Here is a 22,908-nt window from a genome sequence, read left to right on the forward strand (position 1 = left end):
CACGGGCCCCCGACGACCTGGTGTCGACTCGGGCGACCCACTCGCCCGCTGCGAGGGCGGTTCGCCCGTGGGGTGGGGTGCGGTCGCCGTGCAGCGACCGCACACCGGGAGGCGGTGCGTGCCGGCCCCGGTGGAAGACCGTCACCTCCCAGCCCCGCCCGAGCGCCGCCTCCACGACGGCCCGCCCCGCGAACTCCGTACCACCCAGCACCAGAAGTCTCATGCCCTCGACTCTGCCGGGCCGGGCCGCGGGACGGAACGGGAATCTGCCGTCAGCAGAGGATCAACGCCCGGCCGGCGGCGCGTACTTGTACCCGACCCGCCGTACTGTCTGGATCGTCCCGCGGTGCTCGGCGCCCAGCTTGCGGCGCAGCCGGGCGATATGGACGTCGACCGTGCGGCCGTCGCCGACGTGTCCGTACCCCCAGACGGTGGTGACCAGCTGGTCACGGGTGTGCACCCGGTTCGGGCGGGCCACAAGGTGGGCGAGGAGCTCAAACTCCAGGTACGTGAGGTCGAGTTCGCGTCCGTCCACCTCGGCGGTGCGCTGGTCGGTGTCGACCCGGACGAGCGGGTCGCCGTCGGGCTCCTGCGGCAGCGGTGGCTGCCGGTCGGCCGGGACGAGCACCAGGTAGCCGATCATGGGCGGCTGTCCCGGCAGGGTGGGCAGGGAGTGCGGGGGAGCGGGCAGCCAGGTGGCGCCCGGCGGCAGGAGGTCCGCGACGTCGATCACCTCGTCCCGGTCCACGGCACGCAGATGATGCCGGGAACCGGTGGGGGAGTCGAGCGTGGCGGCGGAGGACAGAGAACGGGTGTTCGCCATGAGAGGTCAGCTCTTTCGCGCGAGAGGTCGTCGGGGGACGTACGTCATGCGCGCGGGCCGAAGGCCGGACGAGTTGTTCGGCTTTAGAGGGCCGGCGCGTTCATCGCGCGACAACACACCCGGTCGAAGTCGTGGTGCTGACGGGAAGGCCAGAAGGGCTCGAGGTCATGGCGACCTGTCGCGAGGTGCTTCTGGAAGCTGGCCATGGACTCATTGAAGCAGAGTCGGGTGTACGACGCGAAGGGCGCCCACCATGCGGCGGGCGCCCTTTCCTGGAGCTCTGTGGCGGGGATCAGATCTGGCCGGCCTTCTCCAGCGCGGAGCAGCAGGTGTCGACGATCAGGCGGGTCACCACGTACGGGTCGACGTTGGCGTTCGGGCGGCGGTCCTCGATGTAGCCCTTGCCGTCCTTCTCGACCTGCCACGGGATACGCACCGAGGCACCGCGGTTGGAGACGCCGTAGGAGTACTTGTCCCACGGGGCGGTCTCGTGCAGACCGGTCAGCCGGTCGTCGATGCCGGCGCCGTAGTTCTTGACGTGGTCGAGCGGCTTGGAGCCCTCACCGAGCGACTCGCAGGCGGTGATGATCGCGTCGTAGCCCTCGCGCATCGCCTTGGTGGAGAAGTTGGTGTGCGCGCCGGCGCCGTTCCAGTCGCCCTTGACCGGCTTCGGGTCGAGGGTGGCGGCGACGCCGAAGTCCTCGGCGGTGCGGTAGAGCAGCCAGCGGGCGATCCACAGGTGGTCGGAGACCTCCAGCGGGGAGACCGGGCCGACCTGGAACTCCCACTGGCCGGGCATGACCTCGGCATTGATGCCGGAGATCGCGAGACCCGCCTTCAGGCAGTTCTCCAGGTGGGCCTCGACGATGTCACGGCCGAAGATCTCGTCGGCGCCGACACCGCAGTAGTAGCCGCCCTGCGGGGCCGGGAAGCCGCCCTTCGGGAAGCCGAGCGGGTAGCCGTCCTTGAAGAAGGTGTACTCCTGCTCGATGCCGAAGATCGGCTCCTGGGCGGCGAACTTCTCGGCGACCTCGGTCAGCGCGGCGCGGGTGTTCGTGGCGTGCGGGGTGAAGTCGATGTTCAGGACCTCGCACATCACCAGGATGTCGTCGCCGCCGCGGATCGGGTCCGGGCAGGAGAAGACCGGCTTGAGCACACAGTCCGAGGCGTGGCCCTCGGCCTGGTTCGTGGAGGACCCGTCGAAGCCCCAGATCGGCAGCTCGGCACCCTTGGCGTCGTCGGCCATGATCTTGGTCTTCGAACGCAGCTTGGCCGTCGGCTCGGTGCCGTCGATCCAGATGTACTCAGCCTTGAAGCTCACGGGCCACATCCTTCGGGGTGGGTCTCTAGGCGCACTTGCGGGTGCTGCGGCGCTGCGGCACTGGGGCGCCGCTCCTGTTGCCCGCGAGCCTGTCAACAGGCGATTTCCCGATCATTGCTCGAATGTGAACCCCGTGTTACCTGGTCATGCTGTGGTACGACACACGCTGTGAGGGGCACCCGCGCGCGGCGCGGTGCCGCGGGCCGGGCTCGTATGCGATGGGGTTGAAGAGCCGGTCCTGCTGCTCCTGGCCGGGAGCAGCAGGACCCATGACACGTACGACTCACTGAATGTCCGGGCTCCTGAGCATCACCCCACCTTCTCGATCACGGCCCGGCGGATGAGGAACTTGCCGGGCTCGCGGACCTGCTCGAACGCCGCGTTGTTCAGCAGCACACAGCTGCCGGAGACCGAAGTGACCTCCACCGTCGTGGACTTGTTGTTGTCCAGGTTGGTGACCTTCAGCTTCGTCCCCGCCGGGAACTGGTTGCTGGACGCGGCCGGGGCGCCGTCCTCGCCGGACAGGGTGACGGTGGAGCCGTTGCACACCTGCTCGCCGGATGCGGCGGCGCCGCCACCGGCGTTGCCCGCGGGGGCGGTCGCGGTCTGCGAGGGCTGCGCGTTCTGCGGGTTGTTCTGCTGGTCGTTCTGCGCCGGCTGTGTCGCCTGGGAGCCCTGAGCCGACTCCCCAACGACGCAACCGGACGCTTCCTGCTGCACCTTGATCTGCGCGATGACGGCCTCGCGGTTGGCGATCCGGGCCTCGGACTGCGCGTCCGGGTTGGCCTGCTGCCCCGCGATGAACCGCTCGTTGTTGCCGAGGGCGGTGGCGAGACCCTGGCAGACACTCGACTCGGCCGCGGTCTGCGCGGCGTTCGAGGTGCTCGCCATGACGAAGGCCCCGCCTCCCGCCACGGCCGCGGCGCTCACCAGCAGGGCGAGCTTCTTCTGGGTGCTGAGAGTTCTCCTACGCGACATGCGCGCCTCCTGAAGGGGTGGGGGAGCGTACGTCGCTATGTACGAGATACCGAACGTGGTTACTCAGTGGTTACAGGAGTCAGCTGAAGTAACCTGCGTCACACCGGAGTTGGGGGCTGATCCGGCGATGAAAACGGGCCTAGCGGGACAGGGTGCCCCGTACCGCCTCATCCGTGCGGGCGATCCCCTGAGGTACTCCCGCATACCGTGCAGTCGGCTCCGCTGACTTTCCAGGCAAGGCAGTTGGAGGGCAGCTCTGTGTGGCTCACGGGGAGAGTCCGGCCTGGGAGCAGGCGGGCCGGAGCTTCTGGGAGCAGATCTGCTTGATGGTGTACACGCCGTCCTTGACAAGTGTCTGCTTGATGTTGCCGACCGTCACCGTGCTCGGAGCGAGCAGAACGGACGGGATGTCCTGGGTGGTGGGGCTGTCGATCGTCGTCGTGGCGACTTCGCGGACGTCCTCGCCGCGACCGAGGGCGACGGCCATGGCGGCAGCTGCGGCGGCCTGCGTCCTGAACGGCTTGTACACCGTCATGTATTGCTCGCCTTCGATGATGCGCCGCACCGCCTCGAGGTCGGCGTCCTGGCCGGTGATGGGCGGAAGCTCCCTGACACCGGCGTTCTTGAGAGCCGAGATGACGCCCGCGGCTATGGCGTCGTTGGCCGCCAGAACGCCGCCGATGCGGTCCGGGCCCAGGGCGGCGATGGCAGCGGACATGTTGGCGTGGGCGTTGTCGGTGCTCCAGCCGCGGGTGTCGTACGACCTGCCGATCTTCACCTTGCCTTCGAGGACGGACAGCGCACCCCTGCGGTACCACGCCGCGTTGGGACTGGACGGGTCCCCATTCACCATGACGACGGTCTTCCCGGTCGCCTTCTCGCTCATGACCTTCAGGAGCGCCTCGCCCTGGAGCCTGCCGACCTGCGCACCGTCGAAACTGACGTAGCCCGAGATCGGGCCCTGGGCGAGCCGGTCATAGGCGACGACGGGGACACCCGCCCTGCGCGCCTCCTGGACCGAGGAGCGCAGCGCCTTGTTGTCCACTGCGTCGAGGATCAGGACCCTGACACCCTGGGTGATCATGGACGTCATCTGTTCCCGCTGCCTCGACACATCGTTCTCGGCGTTGGCGTACTCCATGGTGCAGCCGGGACACAGCTGCCTCAGCCGCTCCGCGATCAGCGGCTTGTCGGAGTGCTCCCAGCGGGGCACCGCTCGGCTCGGGAGCAGCAGGCCGACGGCGAAGCCGTCCGCGCCGGCCTCGTCGTCGTCCGAACAGGCCGTCAGGGAGATCGTCATGAGCCCTGCGACGAGTGCCGCGATGACCTGCCATGCCACGGTCCGGGGCCTCATGGCAGACTCCTTCGTTCCGTTCGGGGCGCCGAGTCCGCGGGAGCCGGCTCGCATCGTGGCACGAGGATCTCGCTCCACACCTGCTTGCCGCCGGCCACCGGCACGGAGCCGAAGGACTCCGACATCGCCTCGACCAGCAGCAGGCCTCGGCCGCCGGTCGACTCCCAGTCGACGATCACCGGCTTGGCGGGCGCTCGCGGCGAGGCGTCGCTCACGGAGACGCGCACCCGATCCCCGCGGAGTATCAGATCGAGGCGGACCGGCCCCTGAGTGTGTATCAAGGCGTTGGTGACCAGTTCGGACACGACCAGCAGCACCCCGTCGGCCGCTTCCTCGATCTTCCACCGGCGCAGCGTGCGCGCGGTGAAACGGCGGGCGTGCATCACGGCGTCGGGCAGGCGCCACACCACCCAGCCGGCCCGGATCGGCCGGGCCTTCATGCCGTCGTAGCGCAACAGCAACAGCGCCACGTCGTCCTCGCGGCGGCCGACGTCGCCCAGCAGTTCGTCGGCCATCCGCCCGGGGTCCGCCGAGTCGGCCGCGGCGAGCGCGGCGCGTGTGCGGTCCATCCCCTCGTCCAGGGGCAGGTCGGCGGCCTCCACCAGGCCGTCGGTGACCAGAGCGAGCACCGTGCCGGGGGCCAGCGCCAACGCGGTCATGGGGAACTCCGCCTCGGCGAGTATGCCCAGCGGGAGCCCTCCTTCGACCTGTACCTCATCGGTGGTGCCGTCGGGATGGCGTACCAGTGGGGAGAGGTGCCCGGCCCGGACGAACAGTGCGTTGCCCTCCTCCATGTCCAGTTCGACATAGCAACAGGTGGCGAACAGATCGGTTTCCATGCCGACGAGCAGCCGATTGGCGTGGGAGACGACCACGTCCGGCGGGTGTCCCTCCACCGCGTATGCCCTGACCGCGGTCCGCATCTGGCCCATGATCGTCGCGGCTCCGGCGCTGTGCCCCTGCACGTCACCGATGACCAGTGCCACCCGATCCTCGGAGATGACGATGACGTCGTACCAGTCGCCGCCCACCTGGAGCCCACGCCTGGCGGGCAGATAGCGGGCGACGGCCGTGCCCCCGGGCAGTTCGGGCAGGCGCCGCGGCAGCAGGCTGCGCTGAAGCATCGTCGCGAGCTCCTGCTCGGCGTCGTACGCGTGCGCGCGTTCGAGGGCCTGCCCCACCAGCACCGCGGTTGCGGTCAGCACGGACCGCTCCTCGGTGACGAACTCGTGCGACTGATTCCAGCCGACCAGGCACACGCCGACGACCCCACCCCTGGCGGGCAGTGGCATGACGGCCAGGCCTCCGGCACCGATGCCTGCGAGCCCCGGTTCGAAGGTTGTGCCGGCGGGCCACAGATCCATACGCCCGTCCCGTAGCGCCAGTTGAAGGGTGGGCAGGGCCCTCACCGGAGCGTCCGGCCACTCCGAACGCCACTCGGAACGCCAAGTCTCCGGCCAGGCGGCGGGCTGCGGCGGGTCGAGCACGATGACGATCAGCCGGTCCTCCCGCAGCTCGGCGAGCGCCACCCGGTCTGCGGCCAGCGGCTCACGCAGCGCGGTGACGACCACGCGGCCGACGTCCTGGACCGTTGCGGCGTCGTCAAGTGCGGCGGTCAGCCACTGGATCCGGGAGACGTCGTCGGCGCTGCGACGCTGGACCGAGGTCGCCGTCACCACCCCGAGCAACTGCTGCGGCCGGTCGTCGGGGCTCGTCGGCACCCGGCACCTCAGGCTCAGCCAGCGCATTTCACCCGTGGGGAGGCGGACACGGAACTCCAGCTCCCGCCGGGCGAACGCCGGGGTGGACGGTTCCAGGACCGACATCAGCGCGTGCATGTCCTCTGGAACCGCGTTCGCGAGCAGCGTGTCCGCCTTGCCGTCGAAGTCGTCGGGCGTGATGCCGAGCAGTTCGAGCAGCATCTCGTCCGCGTCGATGACGCCGGCGTCCGGCACCAGGACGAACGAGCCGACGCGCAGCTCGCGCAGGGCGCGGATCAGCAGCGACGGCGATGCGGGTCGGTCGGTCCCGGCCTGCAGCAGGTCGGAGACCGCCTCGGCGTACTGCTCCACGAAGCGCCGCTGCCCGGCCTCGAATCCCTCTGCGGAGCCCCCCACGACGACGAGACACCCCAGCCGCCTGCCCTCCGCTCCGAGGGGCACTGCACCGAGTGACGTCTGCGCTCGTGGCGGTGTCGGCCCGCCCTCGTAGGAGGCGAGGGCCGCATGGTCCAGCCACAGCGGCCGGTCGGTGCGGAAGGCCTCCGCGGCGGGTGAGCCGCCGGACAGGGGCAGATGCTCCGGCAGGCCGTACTGGGAAACGGCGCATCCGGCCGTCTCCACCAACCGGAGCTCCTCCTCCCCGGCACCGGGCACATAGACAGCTGCCAGCGCCGCTCCGGCGAATGTCAGGGCCCGCTCCCCGGGGTCGGCCTCTCGCCCCGGAGGCGGTGAACCGGTGTCCGCAGCCCCCGCCTCCGAAGCCCGCAGCTGCGAGACGCCGGCCCAAGCACGGCCGTCATGAGGCATGTCCGCATCTTCTTCCCGCCCCAGGCCACAGCTGCCGACAGGCTGAGATCGGGGCGCTCGGGTACCAGCGTCTCATATGCGGGCGAAGCCGACAGATCGCCATGTTCCCCTTTCCGATTGGGGGCGATATCCGTCGCGTTCGCCGTTCACGGCGGCCGGTGTCACACTTACGACATAGTCGTCTTGCCCCTTTTTGCGCAATACGCTCCAGGCGGATGCTCGGCGTCGGCATTGTGATGAGAGCAGGGACCGGTGCAGGGAGGTCTCTCACATGAAGGCCTGCGTACGGGGGGCGGCGGTCGCTGTGGCCGCGGCCGCCACAGCCGCTGCTCTCGCGGCCTGCGGGGAGGGCGCCGGGAACGACTCCGGCGGGGGGAACCGGACGAAGATCGGTGTGCTGCTGCCGGACTCCACCACGGCTCGTTGGGAGACGAACGACAGGCCGCTGCTCGACGGACGGATCAAGGAGCTGTGCGACGAGTGCACGGTCGAGCACGCCAACGCCAAGGGCGATGTGGCCATCCAGCAGGCGCAGATGGACTCGATGCTCGCCGAGGGGGTCGATGCCATCCTGCTCGCGGCCGTGGACGCCAGATCGCTGCGCCCAACGGTCGCGAAGGCGGACGAGGCAGGTATCCCCGTCATCGCCTACGACCGTCTCGCCGAGGGACCGATTTCGGGTTACGCCTCCTTCGACGGCGAGGAGGTCGGCAGGCTCCAGGGCACGGCGCTGCTGAAGGCCATGGGCGACAGGGAGTCCGGCGACCAGATCGTCATGATGAACGGCGATCCCAGCGACCCCAACGCGGTGTCGTTCAAGGCGGGCGCGCTGTCCGTGCTCGAGGGGAGGGTCGAGATCGCCAAAGCGTACGACACCCCCCAGTGGAGAACGGAGGTCGCTCACATGAACATGTCCGGCGCCATCTCCGCCCTCGGCGCCGACAACATCGACGGGGTCTACGCCGCCAACGACGGCCTCGCCGCCGGCAGCATCGCCGCTCTGAAAGCCAACAAGGTCGACCCGCTGCCCCCCGTCACCGGGCAGGACGCCGAGCTCGGAGCCGTGCGGCGCATTGTCGCCGACGAGCAGTACATGACCGTTTACAAGCCCTTCGCGCCCGAGGCTTCCGCCGGCGCCGCACTGGCCGTGGCCGCGGCCCGTGGTGAAAGCCTCGACCGGATCGCCACGGACAAGGTGACGACCAGCAGTGGGAGCACGGTTCCGGCCGTCCTGCTCACCCCTGTGTCCGTGACCATCGACACCATCGAGGACACCGTGGTGAAGGACGGCGTCTACACGATCCAGCAGATCTGCACCCCGCAACTCGACGCCGCCTGCACCAAGGCCGGACTCACCTGACAGACCGGTTCTGGGGCCGGTCATGGGAAGGAGATGGTCTTCGTGCCGAGTCCCCCCTTGCTGACGCTGCGCGGCGTGTCCAAGCGCTTCGGTGTCGTCGAGGTCCTCAATGACGTCGAGCTGGAGATTCGCGCGGGCCAGGTCGTCGCGTTGCTGGGGGACAACGGGGCCGGCAAGTCCACCCTGGTCAAGGTGATCTCCGGAGTTGCCCCGGCGGACAAGGGCGTCATCGAGTGGGAGGGCCGGACAGTCCACATCAGGCGCCCCCACGATGCCCGGGACCTCGGCATCGCCACCGTCTACCAGGACCTCGCGCTGTGCGGGAACCTCGACGTCGTGGGCAATCTCTTCCTCGGCCGGGAGATCCGCAGGTTCGGGTTCCTCGACGAGGTCGAGATGGAGCATCGCACCAGGGACCTGTTGGACCGTCTGACCAGGGCTATCCCCGATCTGCGCGCTCCCGTCGTCTCACTGTCCAGCGGCCAGCGGCAGACGGTCGCCATCGCCCGCTCGCTCCTCGGCGACCCGCGGGTCCTCCTCCTGGACGAACCGACCGCGGCTCTGGGAATCGAGCAGACCGGCGAGGTCCTGGACCTCGTGGACCGTCTGCGTGACCGGGGCCTCGGGGTGCTGCTCATCAGCCACAACATGGGCGATGTCAAGGCTCTGGCGGACCGGGCCGCCGTGCTGCGGCTCGGGCGCAACAACGGCTTCTTCGACGTGACCACCACGTCTCAGGAACAGATCATCGCCTCCATCACCGGCGCCGCGGAGAACGTGCCCCGCCGGATGGCTCACCGAGAGGCAGGGTGGTGAAAGCCATGCGCATCAGGGCGGGCAGCACGCGGGCCGCAGCGTCGGCGCCCACCGCCGAGGCCCGTCGGCCGCCCCGCGGACGGGCCGTCACCCAGGTCGTGGATAGGTGGGTCGCCGTCCTGCGGCGCAAGCTGAGCGACGGCGAGCTGGGCTCGCTCCCGGTCGTCCTGGTCCTCGCCGCGGTCTGGATCACCTTCCAGTCCCTCAACGACAGCTTCCTGTCATCCCGGAACCTGTCCAATCTCAGCGTGGACATCGTGGGTACGGGCCTGATCGCGGTCGGCATCGTCTTCGTGCTGCTGCTCGGTGAGCTGGACCTGTCGGTCGGCTCGATCAGCGGCCTCGCGGCCGCGGTCTTCGCCGTCCTGAACGTGAACAACGGCGTACCGGAATGGCTGGCCCTCATCATCGCGGTGCTTGCGGGCACCGCGGCAGGAACCGTCCAGGGCTTCTCCGTCGCCAAGACCCGCGTGCCGGCTTTCGTCATCACCCTCGCGGGGCTGCTGACCTGGAACGGCCTCATGCTCTACATCCTCGGGACCAGTGGCACCATCAATCTCGACGAGAACGGCCTCGTCGCCAAGCTGACGAGCCATTACTTCACCAACGACGCCGCTGCATACGGCCTGGCGGCAGTCGGCACGGGCCTGGTCTTCTTCGTGTCCTACCAGGACAGGCAGCGCCGCAGGACCATGGGCATGCCGTGCCGCTCGCTCCGGGGAATCATCGTGCGCACAGGAGTCCTCTCGGCGATCGCGTTCACCGCCGCATACCTGCTCAACCGGTTCCAGGGTCTGCCGCTCGCCCTGCTGATCTTCCTCGTGGTGGTGGCCGGCCTCGACATCGTTCTGCGCCGCACGCACTACGGGCGGCAGGTCTACGCACTCGGCGGCAGCATCGAGGCGGCCCGTCGCGCCAGCCTCAGTGTGACGAGGGTGCAGACCGCGGTGCTCGCCGTCTCCGGCACGATGGCCGCGATCGGCGGCCTGTTCCTGGCCTCGCGCATCACGTCCGTGAGTCAGGGGGCGGGCTCGGGCCTCCTGCTGCTCAATGCCATCGCGGCGGCCGTCATCGGTGGCACCAGCCTGTTCGGAGGGCGCGGTACGACCTGGTCCGCGGTGCTCGGCATGCTGGTCATCCAGTCGATCGCCTCGGGCATGGTGATCACGGACACCCCCACCGCGGTCCAGATCATGATCACAGGCGGGGTGCTCTTCACCGCCGTGGTCATCGACGCACTGGCTCGACGCTCGCAGGAGGCGCATGGGCGGGCATGACGGATCGCGCACCGGGCGTCGGGCTGCCGGAAGAAGCTCTCGTCTCACCACGACGCCGCCACGTGCTTGCGTGGGCCCCGCAGTGGGCGTTCTGTTCGAATTTCCGCCGCCTCACGCGTATCTCACGGACCTGGCGTGACACGGCGGCAATTCCCTGGCTCACCTGGGCATTTGATGGACTCTGTGGACTCCCTGGATGTCAGTGCCGGGCAGTAAACTAGAAGCAGTGTTCGAGGGTGTCGCCGGGGCCGCCGAAGTCCCCGGAGGAGACCCTGACCGCGACAGGAGGATGCCTGTGCCCGCTGCCGCACTGAAGCCAAGGCCGACGCAGTCCACTGCGAAGCGCCCCGTCCTGCTCGACCTGCCGTACGAACCCGTGGAGAAGCGCCCGTTGCCGCCGGGCCGTCCCCGCGAGTGGTACGTCACCCACAACCGCCGCCTCAAGGCCATGCGCCTGGCCATCGCCCTGCTCGACTCGGGCGTGTATATGCCGAACCAGGCCCGCAACGAGACGATACGGAGCACCGCGGAACTCATCGGCGTCCACCCGCCGTCGGACACGACGTGCCATATGGTCCGGGCGTTCATGCGTTACAACCGGTGAGGCCGGGGCCGGGCGCCGCGCATGGTGCGGTGCCCGGCGCCGACAGAGCGACCTACCCCGCCAGCTCCCGCTCCAGCGGCGTCCGGAACCGCGGCGTGATCCGCGTCGCCCCCACCCACCCCCGCAACCGCTCCGCCTCGGCCACGATCGCGGCCGACGCCTCGCTGCCGACGTCCTCCCCGTCCAGCACGCGCCACACGATCTCGCCGTCGGCCCGCTGGGCCCACCCCCCGATCACCCGGCCGTTCCACCACACCGTCGGGCCCACGTTGCCGCTGCGGTCGAAGAGGGCGGGGCGCAGGTCGGGGGAGAGGTACCAGTCACGGTGCTGCCAGCCCATCGCCGTCGGGTCGAGGGCGGGCAGCAGGGCGGCCCACGCTTCGGCGGGCCCGGTCACGGGGGCGGTGTCGCCGGCGGTGACATAGCCGGTGCCCTCGTCGAGCCGCACCTCTTCGGCGCCGATCGCCTGGAGGGCCCGGCGCACCTCGGTCACCTTCCAGCCGGTCCACCACTTGAGGTCGGCCTCGGTGGCGGGGCCGCAAGCCGTCAGCCAGCGGTCGAGGAGGGCGGCCTGGGCCTCGGCGATGTCCAGTTCGGGATGCGGGGGGGCCGGCGCCCAGCGGAACTGGGATGACGTCCAGTAGCCGAGAGGCCGACCGCGTACGACCTTGCCCTCCTGGCCCAGCAGCCGCAGCAGCCGTGTCGAGACGGTGTGCAGCCCCTCGTAGCTCTTCCCGGCCCCGTACAGGAACTGCTCTCTCAACCGCGGCTCGTCCTGGGCCAGTTCGGCCGCCGTCGCCTGCCCCCGGCGCTCCAGCACGGCCAGCGTGGACTCCTCGACCTCCTTGAGCCAGGCCGCGTCCGGCGCCCCGCCCGCCGCCATCTGCTTGAGCAGGTTGGCGCGCTCGCGGGCGGCGACGGCGATGCCCGTGGAGGCGTGCACGACCGCCGTCAGGTCCGTCGGGAACACGAACACGGTGTTGCGCATGCCGTGCATCCGGACCAGGCTGCCGTCCTCGTACAGCGCCCGCTCGGTCTCGGTCACCGTCCGTGCCGCATCCCCGAGCCGCGCGCCCACCGCCAGATACACCGTCGCCGGATCGGTGCCGTGCAGCGCGACCAGTGAGCGGGCGGTCTCCTCCGGCGCCGCCGCCCGCGCCGTACCCGCCAGCCGATGCCGCAGCCCCACCCGCGCCCGCCGCTCCGCCACGTCGACGTACCGCCGCCCGTCACCCATACCGGCCTCCACCCGTCACATCACAACCGTGACCGCATCCTCTCGGACGCCACTGACAATCGGGCGGCGCCGACACCTTCGCCCAGGTCACCCGTACTGCCGCAGCAGTCCGCTCACATACTCCTCGAGCCGCCCACCCAGCACCTCCGGCGTCAGGTCGGTCCGGCCCAGCTCCCGCCACGGGCCCGCCAGCTTCGCCGCGTCGGGGACGTAGGCCAGGGCGTCCAGCAGCCGCCAGTAAAGGTGGTCCGCTCCGTCCGCAAGCCGACGCCCGCCCCGCTCCTCGTACCGCTCCTGGAACCCCAGCCCCCACTCCGGCCCGTGCAGCAGCGCAACCGCCGTCGAGCAGTGGGCGACGTCCAGGTCTGCCGGGCCCCACGAGGTCTCCACCCAGTCGACCACTCCGCTGATCCGCAGGCCGGCGCCCGCACCGGTGAACAGCACGTTCCCGGGGTGGAAGTCCCGGTGCAGGAAACAGCCCTCGTACGGCGGCGGATCGCGGCGGATGACGTCCATGGCCCGTTCCCAGAGGGCACCCGAGGGCGCATTCACCCGTTCTGGAGACATCCACGCCTGATAGGGAGGCGCCGGTCGAGGTCTTCCTCGTCGACCCGTACCCGGCCCGGCAGTTCGGACATCAACAAGGAGGGGTGGTCGCAGTGTTCGGCCGTGGCGTCGACGGCGATCGGTTCGGGGGCGGGGATGTCCCGATGCGCGGCGAGCAGGGCGAGTACGGACGATTCGCGCATGAGCAGGCCAGGCGCGTGGTGCCGGAAGAAGGGCTTGACGAAGGTCCGCAGAACGCGAGCGCTGCCGTCGTCGAGGGTGAGACGGCGCATCTGGGAACTCTAACCGCCCGCCAGGAAACGGGTGGTGGTGACCGTACGGCCCTCGGGGAGCTGCTTGGCCACCCAGGCCCGGGTCGCCGCCCAGCCGCCGTCGCCGAGGCCGCTCAGCACCGCGTCCACGAACCTCCCCCGGTCGTCCCCGTGTTCGCGGAACCACTGGCCCAGCATGTGATCCGCCTCGGGCAGTTCGAAGCGCGTGAACTGCGCGCGCGTGGCCAGCGCCGCCTGGACCGCCTCCGTCACGGCGGGCGGGATGACCGCGTCCGTGCCGGGCACCGCGAGCACCGCCCGGCCCTCGTACGCCCGCAGCGCGTCCAGCGCGGGGGAGACGCACCAGCTGTCCGGCGTACGGATGATCTCGCTGAACCGGCCGTCCCCCTCCCCGAACGGCACGTCCCACGCCTCGGCCGCGTATACGGCGGGTGCGCACAGGCCGAGGCCCACGACCCGTTCGCCGTAGTGCCGGGCCAGGTCTGCCACCGTCTGGCCGCTCGTGCTGCGCGCGCGTGCCGATCACTGACACTTCCTGCTCGAAGCGCCTGCGCAGACTCAACTCCCGTAGTACGCCGGTGCTTTCACCATGTCCCGAGAAGTCGAAGGCGAGCCCCGAAGGGGCGCGGGGAACTGCGCGACCAGCCACAACGAGCCCGCAGTCGACCGACAACCCCATACCGGCACGCCCCCACGAGGGGCTGCGGAAAAGCAGATGCACGCCAAGTGACCGCTTCCCTACGCTGGACACGCATAGCGGAGCTGCCCACCATCGCTTGCCGCAGGACAGGCATCACCTTGCGGACGTGGGGCTACTCTCTACGCACCGACGGCCGGACGCCCACCCCCAGCGCCGCGTCGGACACCTCATCACCGCTCACTGATCACCCACGCCCACGGAGGCCCGTCATGGGCACCATCATCTTTTCCGGGACCGCGGTCCTGGTCGTTCTGGGGTTCGGAAACCACCTTTACTGGCTCGCCGCCGTCGCGGTGCTCTTCCTGTACGTGCAGTACGGGCGCGGCTCCTCGCCGACCTCACCCTCGGGCGGGTCCGGCCCGGTGCCGTCCGACTACCGTGCGTACCGCGACCGCCGGGACAAGCAGGCCAAGTGGGAGCGCCGCTACCGCCGCGAGCGCCCCTTCGAGTCGCGCCGCCAGGAGCGCGAGAAGGGCCAGAAGAGCAAGTGAGACCCGGAGTGGTGAGCGCCGCCGGTCACAGACCGGGGGCGCCCCACACCGGGAACCAGCGGCTGAGGTCCTGCTCGATCCGCAGGTCGTCGCCGAGGGCCGCCTTCACCCGCAGTTCCAGCGCGTTGTCGCGCCGCTGCCCATCGCCGGGCAGCGGCGCGAACGGGTAGAAGGTGCCCCGCTTGTAGAGGTAGACCAGCGCCAGCCGTCTGTCCTGCTCGTCCTGGAAGCCGGCGAGTGAGCACAGCAACTGGGGGCCGAAGCCGTTGACCTCCATCGAGCTGTTCACCGCATGCAGGTCGTTGACCAGGAGCGGCAGCTCGTCGGGGCCGCGTTGGGAGACCAGCCAGGAGTAGCCGTACTTGTCGCGCCGCAGCTCCACCGGCGGCCCGTCGCGGTCGGCGTCCGCGTCCAGCAGCGCCTGGACCTCGCGGTGCGTCTGCTCGAAGGCCGCGCCCTCGACCGTGGCGAAGCACACCGCCCCCCGCCCGGTCGGTGTGAAGGAGGCCGCCGCCTGGAGCGTCACCGCCGCCGACGGCAGGGCGAAGAGCTGGTCGAGGTCGGGCGCGACCGGCTTCGTACGACCGAGCAGGATGTCCAGCAATCCCATGCTCACGCCTTTCCGGGAGCCGCGGCCTCACCCAACTCGGTGGAGATCCGCGCCAGTTGGTCGAGCCGCTGCTCCAGGCTGGGGTGGGTGGAGAAGTACCGGGCGATGCCGGGCTCCTTGCCCAGGGCCGGGGTGAAGTAGAAGGCGTTGAAGGCCTGGGCCGTGCGCAGATCCTTGGTCGGGATCCGGGCGATGTCGCCCGACACCTTGGTCAGCGCGGACGCCAGGGTCGAAGGACGGCCGGTCAGCAGCGCCGCCGCCCGGTCCGCCGCCAGCTCCCGGTACCGGGACAGGGCCCGGATCAGCAGGAAGCTGATCGCGTAGACGGCCGCGGAGACACCCATCACCGCCATGAAGACCACCGCGGTGTTCTGGTCCCGGCGTCCACCGCCGAAGAGCTGCGAGTAGAACGCGAACCGCACGATCAGCCCGGCGATCACACCGAGGAACGACGCGATCGTGATCACGGCGACGTCCTTGTGCGCCACATGCGACAGCTCGTGCGCCAGCACACCCTCCAGCTCGGCCGGCTCCAGACGCCGTAGCAGACCGGTGGTCACGCAGATCACCGACTTGTCCGCGTTGCGCCCGGTGGCGAACGCGTTCGGCATGTCCATATCGGACACGGCGACCGTCGGCTTGGGCAGGTCCGCCAGCGTGCACAGCCGGTCGATCACCGCGTGCAGCTCCGGATACTCCTCGCGTTCCACGACCCGTCCGCGCATCGCGAAGAGCGCGATCCGGTCGGAGAACCAGTACTGCGCCCCTAGGAACCCCGCCGCGACCACCACGACCAGCACCCAGGACTTCAGCAGCACGATCAGCGCCGCGACAAAGCCCACGTACAGCAATCCGAGCAGAAAAAGCGTGACCGTCATCCGCGCGGTCAGGCCCCGGTCACTCCGGAATCGGCTCTGCATCTGCATCACCTCGGCAGTCAGGCACTCGCCCCACTGCCAGTGTGCACCCGGCCATGCCATGACACGGTTGTGATCAGTTCTAGGGCCCGCAAAGGGAAGCTGTGCGCGTCCTCAGTAGGTCGGCCGGAAGTTCAGGTACCCGAGAAGCAGGATGATCGCGGCCACGGAGCCGAGCACGATGGCCGTCGATATCCAGGGCGAGCGGCGAGTGCTCCGCATCCGGGACGAGCGGCGAGTGCTCCGTACCCGGGACGAGCGGCGACGGCTCCGCACCGGACCCGGGTCGGCCCGGAACGGCACCGGTCCCGGCGGATTCTCCTTCCACCGTGCGGCCAGCATCCGGGCGCGCGCCGAGGGCTCCTTGTGCTCGGCCGAGTCCGCCCATCTCAGGTCGAACTCCCGCTCCCCATCGTGCCGTTCGGACATCCCCGTTACCTTCCTCGAACAGTCGTACCCCCAACATACGACGGCGCCCCCGCCCTGGGGAACCAGGAACGGGGGCGCCGCCGGAGGTACAGGCGTCGATCACACGTCGAAGAAGTGATGCCCCGGCGCCGCTACCTCGGACCACTGTTTCCGGCTCTGCTCTGACCAGCACGAATGCTGTCCTTGTCTGTCGTTGCCGGTCGTCGGTGGCCACCCTTGGACGGCCCAGGGACGGCCCGGTTCAGGGATCACGGGAGGGTTCATGTGCTCATCGGGGCATGAACCCCGGCTTCTGCTCAGCGAGCGAGTGAAGCCGCGCGAGGTAGTCCTGTGCCCCCGGCTCGGAGCCGTACCGGTTGCGCATCTCGGCAGCAAGCTCGCGGCTGGTCATGATCAGTGAAGGCACCGACTTACGGTCCCCTTCGAGGGCTCGCTCCCCCATGATGAGCGCCTGCTCCAAGTCGCCCTCACGTGCCGCCGTGACGCCCAGCGTGACGCGGGCTTCGGCGTTGCGCATCGGCGAGCGGTCGGTGCCGTCGAAGTCCGTTCCTACCCTCAGCACCTCTTCGGCGAGCGTGCGCGCGAGCTTGTCCTCACCGACCAGGCGGTAGCAGTCCATCGCGTAGAAGTCGAACTTGGCGGGGTCCACCACGAAGTGGTTGTCCAGGTTCTCGGGGTGCGGCATTCCTTCGAGCATTCGCCGCCCTTTGTCCAAGGCGACCTCCACTTGCCGACGGTCTCCGAGTCGCGCCCATGCCTTGGCTTCCTGGGCAGCGAGCTGCACGGCCACGCCGTGGTGCGCCGCCGTCTCCGCTCCGGCCTGCGCCGCCGCGATGACGCCGCGGTAGTCGCCGGTCGTGAGGGCGAACCATGCCCGCATCTCGTGCGCCCACCCGGCAACCTCCGCATGGTCAGCCTCGGTCGCGAGCGAGAGCGCAGCCTGTCGCGTCGACTCGGCCGCGTGGCGGTCGCCCGTGTCGTACTCGACGCAGCCGACCAGTAGCGCGAGCCAACCGGACAGCGCGAGAACCTCGCGGTGTTGCGCGAGCGTGAGGCTCTTCGTGTGAAGTTCGACGACACGGCGAAGCCACTGCCGCCCCTCGATGAGAAGTTGCTCGCTCGGCATGAACGGGTACTCCGAGGCAAGTCGGTCCGTCGTGATCCGCAGAGCGTCAAGCGTGGCGTTGTCGACGTCGGACCGGTTGAGACGGCTCACGATCTCCAGCGTCTCCATGCCGGACGCTGCCAGGATCTCCCTGTCCCCGTCTCGCCGTGAGGGCGCCGGGAAGAGCGCGTGCGTCACGGTGCCGAACGTGGCCGCAATGATCGGTTGGTAGAAGTCGTTCGGCATTTGGCCTGACTCCCAGCGCTTCCACTGGCGAATCATGCTGTCTTCCGCGGGCAGCTCCGTGGGAGCGTGCGCCCGCAGTGCCCTGACTGCGTCGCGTTGCGACCAGTCGCGCGCCATCCGTTCAGCCGCGATGCGTCGCGCCCATGCGGGCCTGTCGTCGGTCATGCGCCCTCCTCCGAGTGCCTACTCCGAGTCTCGCGCGCGAGCCGGGGGGACAGGGAAGGTGACAGGGGGGTGTCACCGGACATGTCCCCACCTCCGCATCGCCGTCCCCTGGCTGTCACTTACGTCACAACTCCCGTTCCTCGCATGCTGGTTGCAGATCACGCACCACCCGGCACGGAGCGGCTTTCGAGCGCTTCGAGCCTGCCGCGGAGTTCCGAGACTTGGGAGGTGAGATGTTCGAGCTGACGCAGGACTTCGGGAAGGTCGACACCTGCGTCGGCTTCGCTGGCTTCGGTGGCCTGCTCCGGGTCCCGTGCGTAGCTGCCACGCGACGTGGTCAGGATGAGCCCGTCCTCGCGGAGGATCGCAAGGGCGCGCTGCACCGTCATTCCCGAGATCTTGAACCGTGTGGCCAAGTCTCGCACGGAGCCCACATGGGCTCCCGGCTTGATGTCGCCACGCAGGATCTCTTGCCGCAGGATGTCGGCCGCCTGCTCGGACTCCGGTCTGGGGTCGTCTTTCGAGATTTCAGCGCTCATCACGCCATCGAGCGTACCCACCCCTAGTACGACCTAGCACGAATCTCCGCGGCCCTCTTGCGTCGTGGTACGTGCTAGTACAGACTGTTACATGTCAGTACGGCAAGCCCGAAAGGGCTTCGCTGGCTGTGTCTGCAAGTGCTTGACCTGCAAGACCGCACGACCAGGAGCCCCGCGGTGGACGGGGGGAGGCGACCCGGCGCCTTGGCATTAACCGGAGGGCTTAGACCGAAAGGTCACGTCTCCATACGCCTATTTCGAGGCCGGACAGCTCTACCTGACACGGGAGCGCGGTCGTGATGAAGGAGACATGCACCACCTCAACTTCCGCCGCACCTGGTGCGGCGGCCGGTTGCCTGATCCGCATCTCTCGCAGATGCGGTGAGGGGGAGCCGGGATCGGCGGACTGATCAACCTGTCCAACCGCCCGCGCCGGGTCCGTATCTGACCCGCGGTACTTCCCCTGCCGCGCTGCGGGGGTCTTCCTGCCGGGGCTGGTCGCCTCTCACCAAAGCACCGCGACCGCCCCGGCTCTCTGTGTCCCTCCCACTTCAGGAGCTGTCATGCGTTCGTACATCGGTCGTCAACAGGCCATCTCTCCCGCGGACTTCGCGGAACTGGCGCTCGGCACCCCGGTTGAGCTGTGGCTGGGTGTCGAGGGCGAGAGCGAGCAGGAGCGCGCGGCCCGCCTGGACGCGGCGCGCGACATCCTCGCCGACAACCCGAACCTTCCCGATGACCTGGTCCGCATCGCGGCGCAGGTCATCGAGGAGAACCTGAACCTGTTCGACGTCATCCCGCTGGTCCGCCCCGCCCGCCGCCGTGCGGGACGCAAGGGGGTGGCGGCATGACCACCACGACCCCAACCCCCGAGGCGCCCGCGTCCGGGGTGCCGCCGCTGACCCGCCCGGAGATGGGGCTCGCCGGAGTTGGCGCGCTCGCCGCGGCTGGGGTCGGCGCGCTCGGTCTGATCTCTTCCTTCGATGCCGTCTCCGAGGCTGCGGCCCGTTGGGGCTTCGCCTCACCGTGGATGCTGCCGGTCGGTATCGACGTGGCCATCCCGGTGTTCACCGTGGCCAACCTGCTGTTGATCCGGATGGATATGGCGCTCGCGTGGGTGCGGTTCGTGCCCTGGGTGCTCACGCTGATCACGTGCGGGCTGAACGTCGCCGCCGGACACGACGTGTGGGCGAAGGTCGCGCACGGCACGATGCCGCTGCTGTGGGTGGTGTTCTCAGAGATCGGCGCGCACATCTACGCCGTACGGATCGGCGCGGCCACCGGCCGCCGCATGGAGAAGATCCGGTTCTCTCGCTGGCTGCTTGCCCCGCTGTCGACGTTCGCGCTGTGGCGGCGCATGACGCTGTGGGAGGTCACTTCCTACTCCGAGGCGCTGAGGCGGGAGAAGGAACGGCAGTTGGCCCGTGCCGACCTGCGTGAGCGCTACGGCCGCAAGTGGCGGACGAAGACCCCGCGGCGCGAGCGCGTGATGCTGCGCATGGGTGAACTCACCCCCGCCACCGACCAGGACACTGCCGCACCGGAGCCGGTGGAGAATCGGCCGGCACAACCGCCCGCGGCCACACCGCGCCCGCGCCGCCGGACCACCGACAAGGCCAAGGCCAAGGGCACGCCTCAGCGGACCTTCGAGGAGCTGCTGAGTCAGGCGCGCACGCTCACCGCACAGTGGACGGATGCCGAGCTGAACGCAGAGCGCATCCGTACCGAGGTGCACTGCTCGGCTGCCAACGCCCGCAAGCTGCGCGACGCGTTGAAGGCCGAGCGCGCCGACGGCCGCCCCCTGCACGCGGTCGACAACGCCGTTACCGATTCGCGTCAGGCTGACACAACTGCCGAAGCGGTCGCCTGATGTCCGCCGTCTTCGGTAAGTGCTACGACCCGACCGGCGCGCTGTACGGCGTGCCTACCTACCCGTGGCGGTTGGCCCCGGCCGGTCTGGCGACGCGTCGGCAGTTACGCGCCCTTGGTCTGCGGCCCGGCGGTCAGCCGATCGCGGCACAGGTGATGCGGGTCAACCGGCGGACTGGGGGCGTACGCGTCGCCTACCTCTATCGCGAGGACCTGGCCAAGCCGGTACGGCCGATGACGTCGCGCAAGTGGGGCGCGCTCGCGCTGGCGATGCTCGCCCGCCGCACCTGCCCGCGCTGCCTGCTCGATGTCGGTTACTGCATCCCCCGCTCGTACGGCATCTGCGGCATGTGCATCGCCACCGAGGAACAGCGCGCCGCCTGAACACCCAACCCTGCGGCGGGGTCCGTCCGCCCACCTCCTACAGCGACGGCCGGACCCCGCCTTTCCTCCCCTTGGAAGGAACTGTCAGTGAACCAGCCCGACGACAACGAACTCTTTAACCGGCTCGAAGCCGAGATGGCCGACGACTCCAGCGCTGAGGTAGTCGACCTCGACAAGGCCCGATCCGCCCGCGATGGGTCGGCCGCCCCGACGCCCGACCTGGTGCCCGACTCCCGCCCGACCGAGTCGGCAGACGCGGACGATGAGGAGTCGGCCGACTCGGTCGCCCGACCGGTCGACCGGCCCGACCTGCCCGCGCCGGGCGTCACCACCTACAAGCGTCGGCCGATCCTGCCGACGTGGCTGACCTCCAAGCCGGGGTTCGTCTCGACCGTGCAGCGGGCGGCCAGCAACGCCTTCTACGCCACCGCCTACCACGGCATCCGCACCCCCTGGTACGCCCTGCGGCTGACCCGGCTCGCGCCACGCGGCGCGGCCCGCCTGGTGCGCGAGACCAACCGGTGGGTGTGGGATGCCGAGGGCGCCCCGCTGCGCGAGTACGAGGTGCGCAGGGAGAACACCGCCGAATACCTCAAGCTGTCCCGGCAGCGCGACGGGCGGGTGCGGCTGCGGGTGCTGGTCACCACGGTGGCGCTCGTCTTCGGCACCGCGTTCGCGCTGACCCTGTACGTGATGGCCCCGGCCTGGCTGGGTGTGCTGGCCTCAGCCGCGGTGCTGGTGTGCGGGTTCTGGGGCGCCCCGCAGGACCATCCCGTGATCGGGCCCGCAGTGCTGAAGACCGAGATCCAGAAGCTCACCGGCCCGATCGTGCTGCGCGCGCTGGACAACATCGGCAACCCGAAGCTGACGGCCGCCATCAAGAAGGGCGGCGACATGAACGGCATGCGCTTCACCTCCGAGATCACCCGCGATGGCCCCGGCTACCGCGCCGATCTCGACCTTCCCTGGGGGGTGACCCCGGAGGACATCATGGAGGAACGCAAGTCGCTGGCGTCCGGGCTGCGCCGCAAGGTCGGCTGCGTGTGGCCGTCGGCCGACCCGACCGAGCACGAGGGTCGGCTGATCCTGTGGGTGGGCGACAAGCCCATGAACGAGACCACCAAGCCCGCGTGGCCGCTGCTGAAGTCCGGACAGGTGGACCTGTTCAAGCCGGTCGTGTTCGGCAACGACCAGCGCATGGCCGACGTGGCCGTCACGCTCATGTTCGCCTCCGTGGTGGTCGGGTCCATCCCGCGCATGGGCAAGACGTTCCTGATGCGGCTGTTCCTGCTCATCGCCGCCCTGGACCCGCGCGCGGAGCTGTACGCGTTCGACTTCAAGGGCACCGGCGACTTCGGCGCCCTGGAGCCGGTCTGCCACCGCTACCGGGCCGGAGACGAGGACGAAGACATCCTCTACGTCCTCGAATCGCTGCGGGAGCTGCGGGTGGAGCTGCGCCGTCGGGCGAAGGTCATCAAGTCCCTGCCGCGCTCACGCTGCCCGGAGTCGAAGGTGACCCCGGAGCTGGCGAACGACAAGTCCCTGGGGCTGCACCCGATCGTCGCCGGGTTCGATGAGTGCCAAGTCCCGTTCGAGCACGAGAAGTACGGCGCGGAGATCGAAGAGATCGCCACCGACCTGGGCAAACGCGGTCCCGCCCTGGGCATGGTGACGCTGTTCGGCACGCAGCGCCCGGACGCGAAGTCGCTGCCCACCGGCATCTCAGCGAACGCGGTGCTGCGGTTCTGCCTGAAGGTGATGGGGCAGCCCGCCAACGACATGGTGCTCGGCACGTCGATGTACAAGGCCGGATACCGGGCCACCATGTTCTCCCGCACCGACCGCGGGATTTGCTGGATGGCCGGTGAAGGCGACGACCCGCGCATCGTCGCGAGCGCGTTCGTCGACGCGGTCGGCGCCGAACAGGTCGTCGCCCGCGCGCGGAAGATGCGCGAGGAGTACGGCAACATCACCGGCCACGCCATCGGCGAGACGCCCGACAGCGGCGAACCATCGTTCGATCTGCTGGCCGACATCGTCAAGGTTGTCGCTGCGGACGAGGACAAGGTGTGGAACGAGAAGGTGGCCGCCCGTCTCGCCACGCTGCGGCCGGAGGTCTACGGCGGCTGGAAGGCCGAGACAGTGACCACGAACCTGCGCCCGCACGGCGTCACGGCACAGGACGTGTGGGGCACGACCGACAAGGGCAAGGGCACCACCCGCCGCGGCATCGCCCGCGCCGACATCGTGGCTGCAATCACCCAGCGTAACGGAAAGCGGTCCTCGGACTGACCGCGCGCGGGTGCTAGGTCTAGC

At 69.6% G+C, this 22,908-nt stretch carries 20 protein-coding genes and 2 pseudogenes; 9 read left to right on the top strand and 13 right to left on the bottom strand.

All coding sequences use genetic code 11. The features are described 5' to 3' along the window. The 6 genes and pseudogenes from AB0I98_RS45440 to AB0I98_RS45465 all read right to left on the bottom strand — a co-directional run. Positions 1-223: pseudogene (locus AB0I98_RS45440) on the bottom strand (reductase); the annotation flags it as partial. A gap of 60 nt (positions 224-283) precedes the next feature. Continuing rightward, on the bottom strand, positions 284-823 hold the full coding sequence (locus AB0I98_RS45445; protein ID WP_362951952.1) for a winged helix-turn-helix domain-containing protein: 540 nt from the start codon (positions 821-823) through the stop codon (positions 284-286). A 292-nt stretch (positions 824-1,115) separates the two neighbouring features. Beyond that, positions 1,116-2,144, bottom strand: a complete 1,029-nt coding sequence (gene glnII / locus AB0I98_RS45450) for a glutamine synthetase (protein WP_362951953.1) — start codon at positions 2,142-2,144, stop codon at positions 1,116-1,118. 309 nt (positions 2,145-2,453) lie between these two features. Then, on the bottom strand, positions 2,454-3,122 hold the full coding sequence (locus AB0I98_RS45455; protein WP_362951954.1) for a hypothetical protein: 669 nt from the start codon (positions 3,120-3,122) through the stop codon (positions 2,454-2,456). Positions 3,123-3,387: 265 nt separating this feature from the next. After that, positions 3,388-4,476, bottom strand: coding sequence for a substrate-binding domain-containing protein (locus AB0I98_RS45460; protein ID WP_362951955.1), 1,089 nt, complete (start codon positions 4,474-4,476; stop codon positions 3,388-3,390). Further along, positions 4,473-7,004 carry a SpoIIE family protein phosphatase gene (locus tag AB0I98_RS45465; RefSeq protein WP_362951956.1) on the bottom strand — a complete coding sequence of 844 codons (2,532 nt, stop codon included), beginning with the start codon at positions 7,002-7,004 and terminating at the stop codon, positions 4,473-4,475. The genes AB0I98_RS45460 and AB0I98_RS45465 overlap by 4 nt, the downstream gene beginning before the upstream one ends. 271 nt (positions 7,005-7,275) lie before the next feature. On the opposite strand from AB0I98_RS45465, the gene AB0I98_RS45470 reads away from it, so the two are divergent. The 4 genes from AB0I98_RS45470 to AB0I98_RS45485 all read left to right on the top strand — a co-directional run bounded on the left by AB0I98_RS45470 (position 7,276) and on the right by AB0I98_RS45485 (position 11,061). Continuing rightward, entirely contained in the window at positions 7,276-8,364 is a 1,089-nt protein-coding gene (locus AB0I98_RS45470) for a substrate-binding domain-containing protein (protein ID WP_362951957.1), read from the top strand. A gap of 33 nt (positions 8,365-8,397) precedes the next feature. Next, positions 8,398-9,180: an ATP-binding cassette domain-containing protein gene (locus AB0I98_RS45475; RefSeq protein ID WP_362951958.1), complete on the top strand. Its 783-nt coding sequence runs from the start codon at positions 8,398-8,400 to the stop codon at positions 9,178-9,180. Between the two features lie 5 nt (positions 9,181-9,185). Continuing rightward, entirely contained in the window at positions 9,186-10,457 is a 1,272-nt protein-coding gene (locus AB0I98_RS45480; protein ID WP_362951959.1) for a sugar ABC transporter permease, read from the top strand. A gap of 295 nt (positions 10,458-10,752) precedes the next feature. Next, positions 10,753-11,061 carry a hypothetical protein gene (locus AB0I98_RS45485; protein ID WP_328365990.1) on the top strand — a complete coding sequence of 103 codons (309 nt, stop codon included), beginning with the start codon at positions 10,753-10,755 and terminating at the stop codon, positions 11,059-11,061. Between the two features lie 52 nt (positions 11,062-11,113). Here AB0I98_RS45485 and AB0I98_RS45490 read toward each other — a convergent pair whose 3' ends face one another. Next, on the bottom strand, positions 11,114-12,298 hold the full coding sequence (locus AB0I98_RS45490; protein WP_362951960.1) for a winged helix DNA-binding domain-containing protein: 1,185 nt from the start codon (positions 12,296-12,298) through the stop codon (positions 11,114-11,116). Between the two features lie 87 nt (positions 12,299-12,385). Beyond that, positions 12,386-13,750, bottom strand: a pseudogene (locus tag AB0I98_RS45495) (aminoglycoside phosphotransferase family protein); the annotation flags it as partial. A 296-nt stretch (positions 13,751-14,046) separates the two neighbouring features. On the opposite strand from AB0I98_RS45495, the gene AB0I98_RS45500 reads away from it, so the two are divergent. After that, positions 14,047-14,328 (top strand): hypothetical protein, encoded by a 282-nt coding sequence (locus tag AB0I98_RS45500; RefSeq protein WP_362951961.1) that lies wholly within the window; start codon positions 14,047-14,049, stop codon positions 14,326-14,328. 25 nt (positions 14,329-14,353) lie between these two features. On the opposite strand, the gene AB0I98_RS45505 is transcribed toward AB0I98_RS45500, so the two are convergent. The 5 genes from AB0I98_RS45505 to AB0I98_RS45525 all read right to left on the bottom strand — a co-directional run bounded on the left by AB0I98_RS45505 (position 14,354) and on the right by AB0I98_RS45525 (position 18,339). After that, positions 14,354-14,938 carry a hypothetical protein gene (locus AB0I98_RS45505; protein WP_362951962.1) on the bottom strand — a complete coding sequence of 195 codons (585 nt, stop codon included), beginning with the start codon at positions 14,936-14,938 and terminating at the stop codon, positions 14,354-14,356. 2 nt (positions 14,939-14,940) lie between these two features. After that, positions 14,941-15,858 carry a zinc metalloprotease HtpX gene (htpX, locus tag AB0I98_RS45510; protein ID WP_362951977.1) on the bottom strand — a complete coding sequence of 306 codons (918 nt, stop codon included), beginning with the start codon at positions 15,856-15,858 and terminating at the stop codon, positions 14,941-14,943. A gap of 111 nt (positions 15,859-15,969) precedes the next feature. Continuing rightward, positions 15,970-16,284 (bottom strand): hypothetical protein, encoded by a 315-nt coding sequence (locus AB0I98_RS45515; protein WP_362951963.1) that lies wholly within the window; start codon positions 16,282-16,284, stop codon positions 15,970-15,972. 268 nt (positions 16,285-16,552) lie between these two features. Then, entirely contained in the window at positions 16,553-17,800 is a 1,248-nt protein-coding gene (locus tag AB0I98_RS45520; protein WP_362951964.1) for an XRE family transcriptional regulator, read from the bottom strand. Between the two features lie 158 nt (positions 17,801-17,958). Then, complete coding sequence (locus AB0I98_RS45525) at positions 17,959-18,339, bottom strand: GntR family transcriptional regulator (protein WP_362951978.1); 381 nt, start codon at positions 18,337-18,339, stop codon at positions 17,959-17,961. Positions 18,340-18,902: 563 nt separating this feature from the next. Between AB0I98_RS45525 and AB0I98_RS45530 the strand changes: the two genes are divergently transcribed. The 4 genes from AB0I98_RS45530 (at position 18,903) to AB0I98_RS45545 (ending at position 22,884) form a co-directional block, all read left to right on the top strand. Further along, positions 18,903-19,190: a hypothetical protein gene (locus AB0I98_RS45530; RefSeq protein WP_362951965.1), complete on the top strand. Its 288-nt coding sequence runs from the start codon at positions 18,903-18,905 to the stop codon at positions 19,188-19,190. Then, the gene (locus AB0I98_RS45535) at positions 19,187-20,209 is read left to right on the top strand and encodes a DUF2637 domain-containing protein (RefSeq protein WP_362951966.1); all 1,023 of its coding nucleotides are present in this window, start codon (positions 19,187-19,189) and stop codon (positions 20,207-20,209) included. The genes AB0I98_RS45530 and AB0I98_RS45535 overlap by 4 nt, the downstream gene beginning before the upstream one ends. Continuing rightward, positions 20,209-20,592, top strand: coding sequence for an RRQRL motif-containing zinc-binding protein (locus AB0I98_RS45540; protein ID WP_362951967.1), 384 nt, complete (start codon positions 20,209-20,211; stop codon positions 20,590-20,592). Before AB0I98_RS45535 ends, AB0I98_RS45540 begins: the two co-directional genes overlap by 1 nt. A gap of 87 nt (positions 20,593-20,679) precedes the next feature. Further along, positions 20,680-22,884: a cell division protein FtsK gene (locus AB0I98_RS45545; RefSeq protein ID WP_362951968.1), complete on the top strand. Its 2,205-nt coding sequence runs from the start codon at positions 20,680-20,682 to the stop codon at positions 22,882-22,884. Positions 22,885-22,908 lie beyond the last annotated feature (24 nt).

Origin of the sequence: Streptomyces sp. NPDC050211, assembly GCF_040656035.1 — a bacterium.
Classification (GTDB): domain Bacteria; phylum Actinomycetota; class Actinomycetes; order Streptomycetales; family Streptomycetaceae; genus Streptomyces.

What these genes read in the sequence shown, in the direction of transcription:
- AB0I98_RS45445 (WP_362951952.1), bottom strand. Translation starts at nt 823, where the DNA reads ATGGCGAACACCCGTTCTCTGTCCTCCGCCGCCACGCTCGACTCCCCC.
- AB0I98_RS45455 (WP_362951954.1), bottom strand. Translation starts at nt 3,122, where the DNA reads ATGTCGCGTAGGAGAACTCTCAGCACCCAGAAGAAGCTCGCCCTGCTG.
- AB0I98_RS45460 (WP_362951955.1), bottom strand. Translation starts at nt 4,476, where the DNA reads ATGAGGCCCCGGACCGTGGCATGGCAGGTCATCGCGGCACTCGTCGCA.
- AB0I98_RS45465 (WP_362951956.1), bottom strand. Translation starts at nt 7,004, where the DNA reads ATGCCTCATGACGGCCGTGCTTGGGCCGGCGTCTCGCAGCTGCGGGCT.
- AB0I98_RS45470 (WP_362951957.1), top strand. Translation starts at nt 7,276, where the DNA reads ATGAAGGCCTGCGTACGGGGGGCGGCGGTCGCTGTGGCCGCGGCCGCC.
- AB0I98_RS45475 (WP_362951958.1), top strand. Translation starts at nt 8,398, where the DNA reads ATGGTCTTCGTGCCGAGTCCCCCCTTGCTGACGCTGCGCGGCGTGTCC.
- AB0I98_RS45480 (WP_362951959.1), top strand. Translation starts at nt 9,186, where the DNA reads ATGCGCATCAGGGCGGGCAGCACGCGGGCCGCAGCGTCGGCGCCCACC.
- AB0I98_RS45490 (WP_362951960.1), bottom strand. Translation starts at nt 12,298, where the DNA reads ATGGGTGACGGGCGGCGGTACGTCGACGTGGCGGAGCGGCGGGCGCGG.
- AB0I98_RS45500 (WP_362951961.1), top strand. Translation starts at nt 14,047, where the DNA reads ATGGGCACCATCATCTTTTCCGGGACCGCGGTCCTGGTCGTTCTGGGG.
- AB0I98_RS45505 (WP_362951962.1), bottom strand. Translation starts at nt 14,938, where the DNA reads ATGGGATTGCTGGACATCCTGCTCGGTCGTACGAAGCCGGTCGCGCCC.
- htpX (WP_362951977.1), bottom strand. Translation starts at nt 15,858, where the DNA reads ATGCAGAGCCGATTCCGGAGTGACCGGGGCCTGACCGCGCGGATGACG.
- AB0I98_RS45515 (WP_362951963.1), bottom strand. Translation starts at nt 16,284, where the DNA reads ATGTCCGAACGGCACGATGGGGAGCGGGAGTTCGACCTGAGATGGGCG.
- AB0I98_RS45520 (WP_362951964.1), bottom strand. Translation starts at nt 17,800, where the DNA reads ATGACCGACGACAGGCCCGCATGGGCGCGACGCATCGCGGCTGAACGG.
- AB0I98_RS45525 (WP_362951978.1), bottom strand. Translation starts at nt 18,339, where the DNA reads ATGAGCGCTGAAATCTCGAAAGACGACCCCAGACCGGAGTCCGAGCAG.
- AB0I98_RS45530 (WP_362951965.1), top strand. Translation starts at nt 18,903, where the DNA reads ATGCGTTCGTACATCGGTCGTCAACAGGCCATCTCTCCCGCGGACTTC.
- AB0I98_RS45535 (WP_362951966.1), top strand. Translation starts at nt 19,187, where the DNA reads ATGACCACCACGACCCCAACCCCCGAGGCGCCCGCGTCCGGGGTGCCG.
- AB0I98_RS45540 (WP_362951967.1), top strand. Translation starts at nt 20,209, where the DNA reads ATGTCCGCCGTCTTCGGTAAGTGCTACGACCCGACCGGCGCGCTGTAC.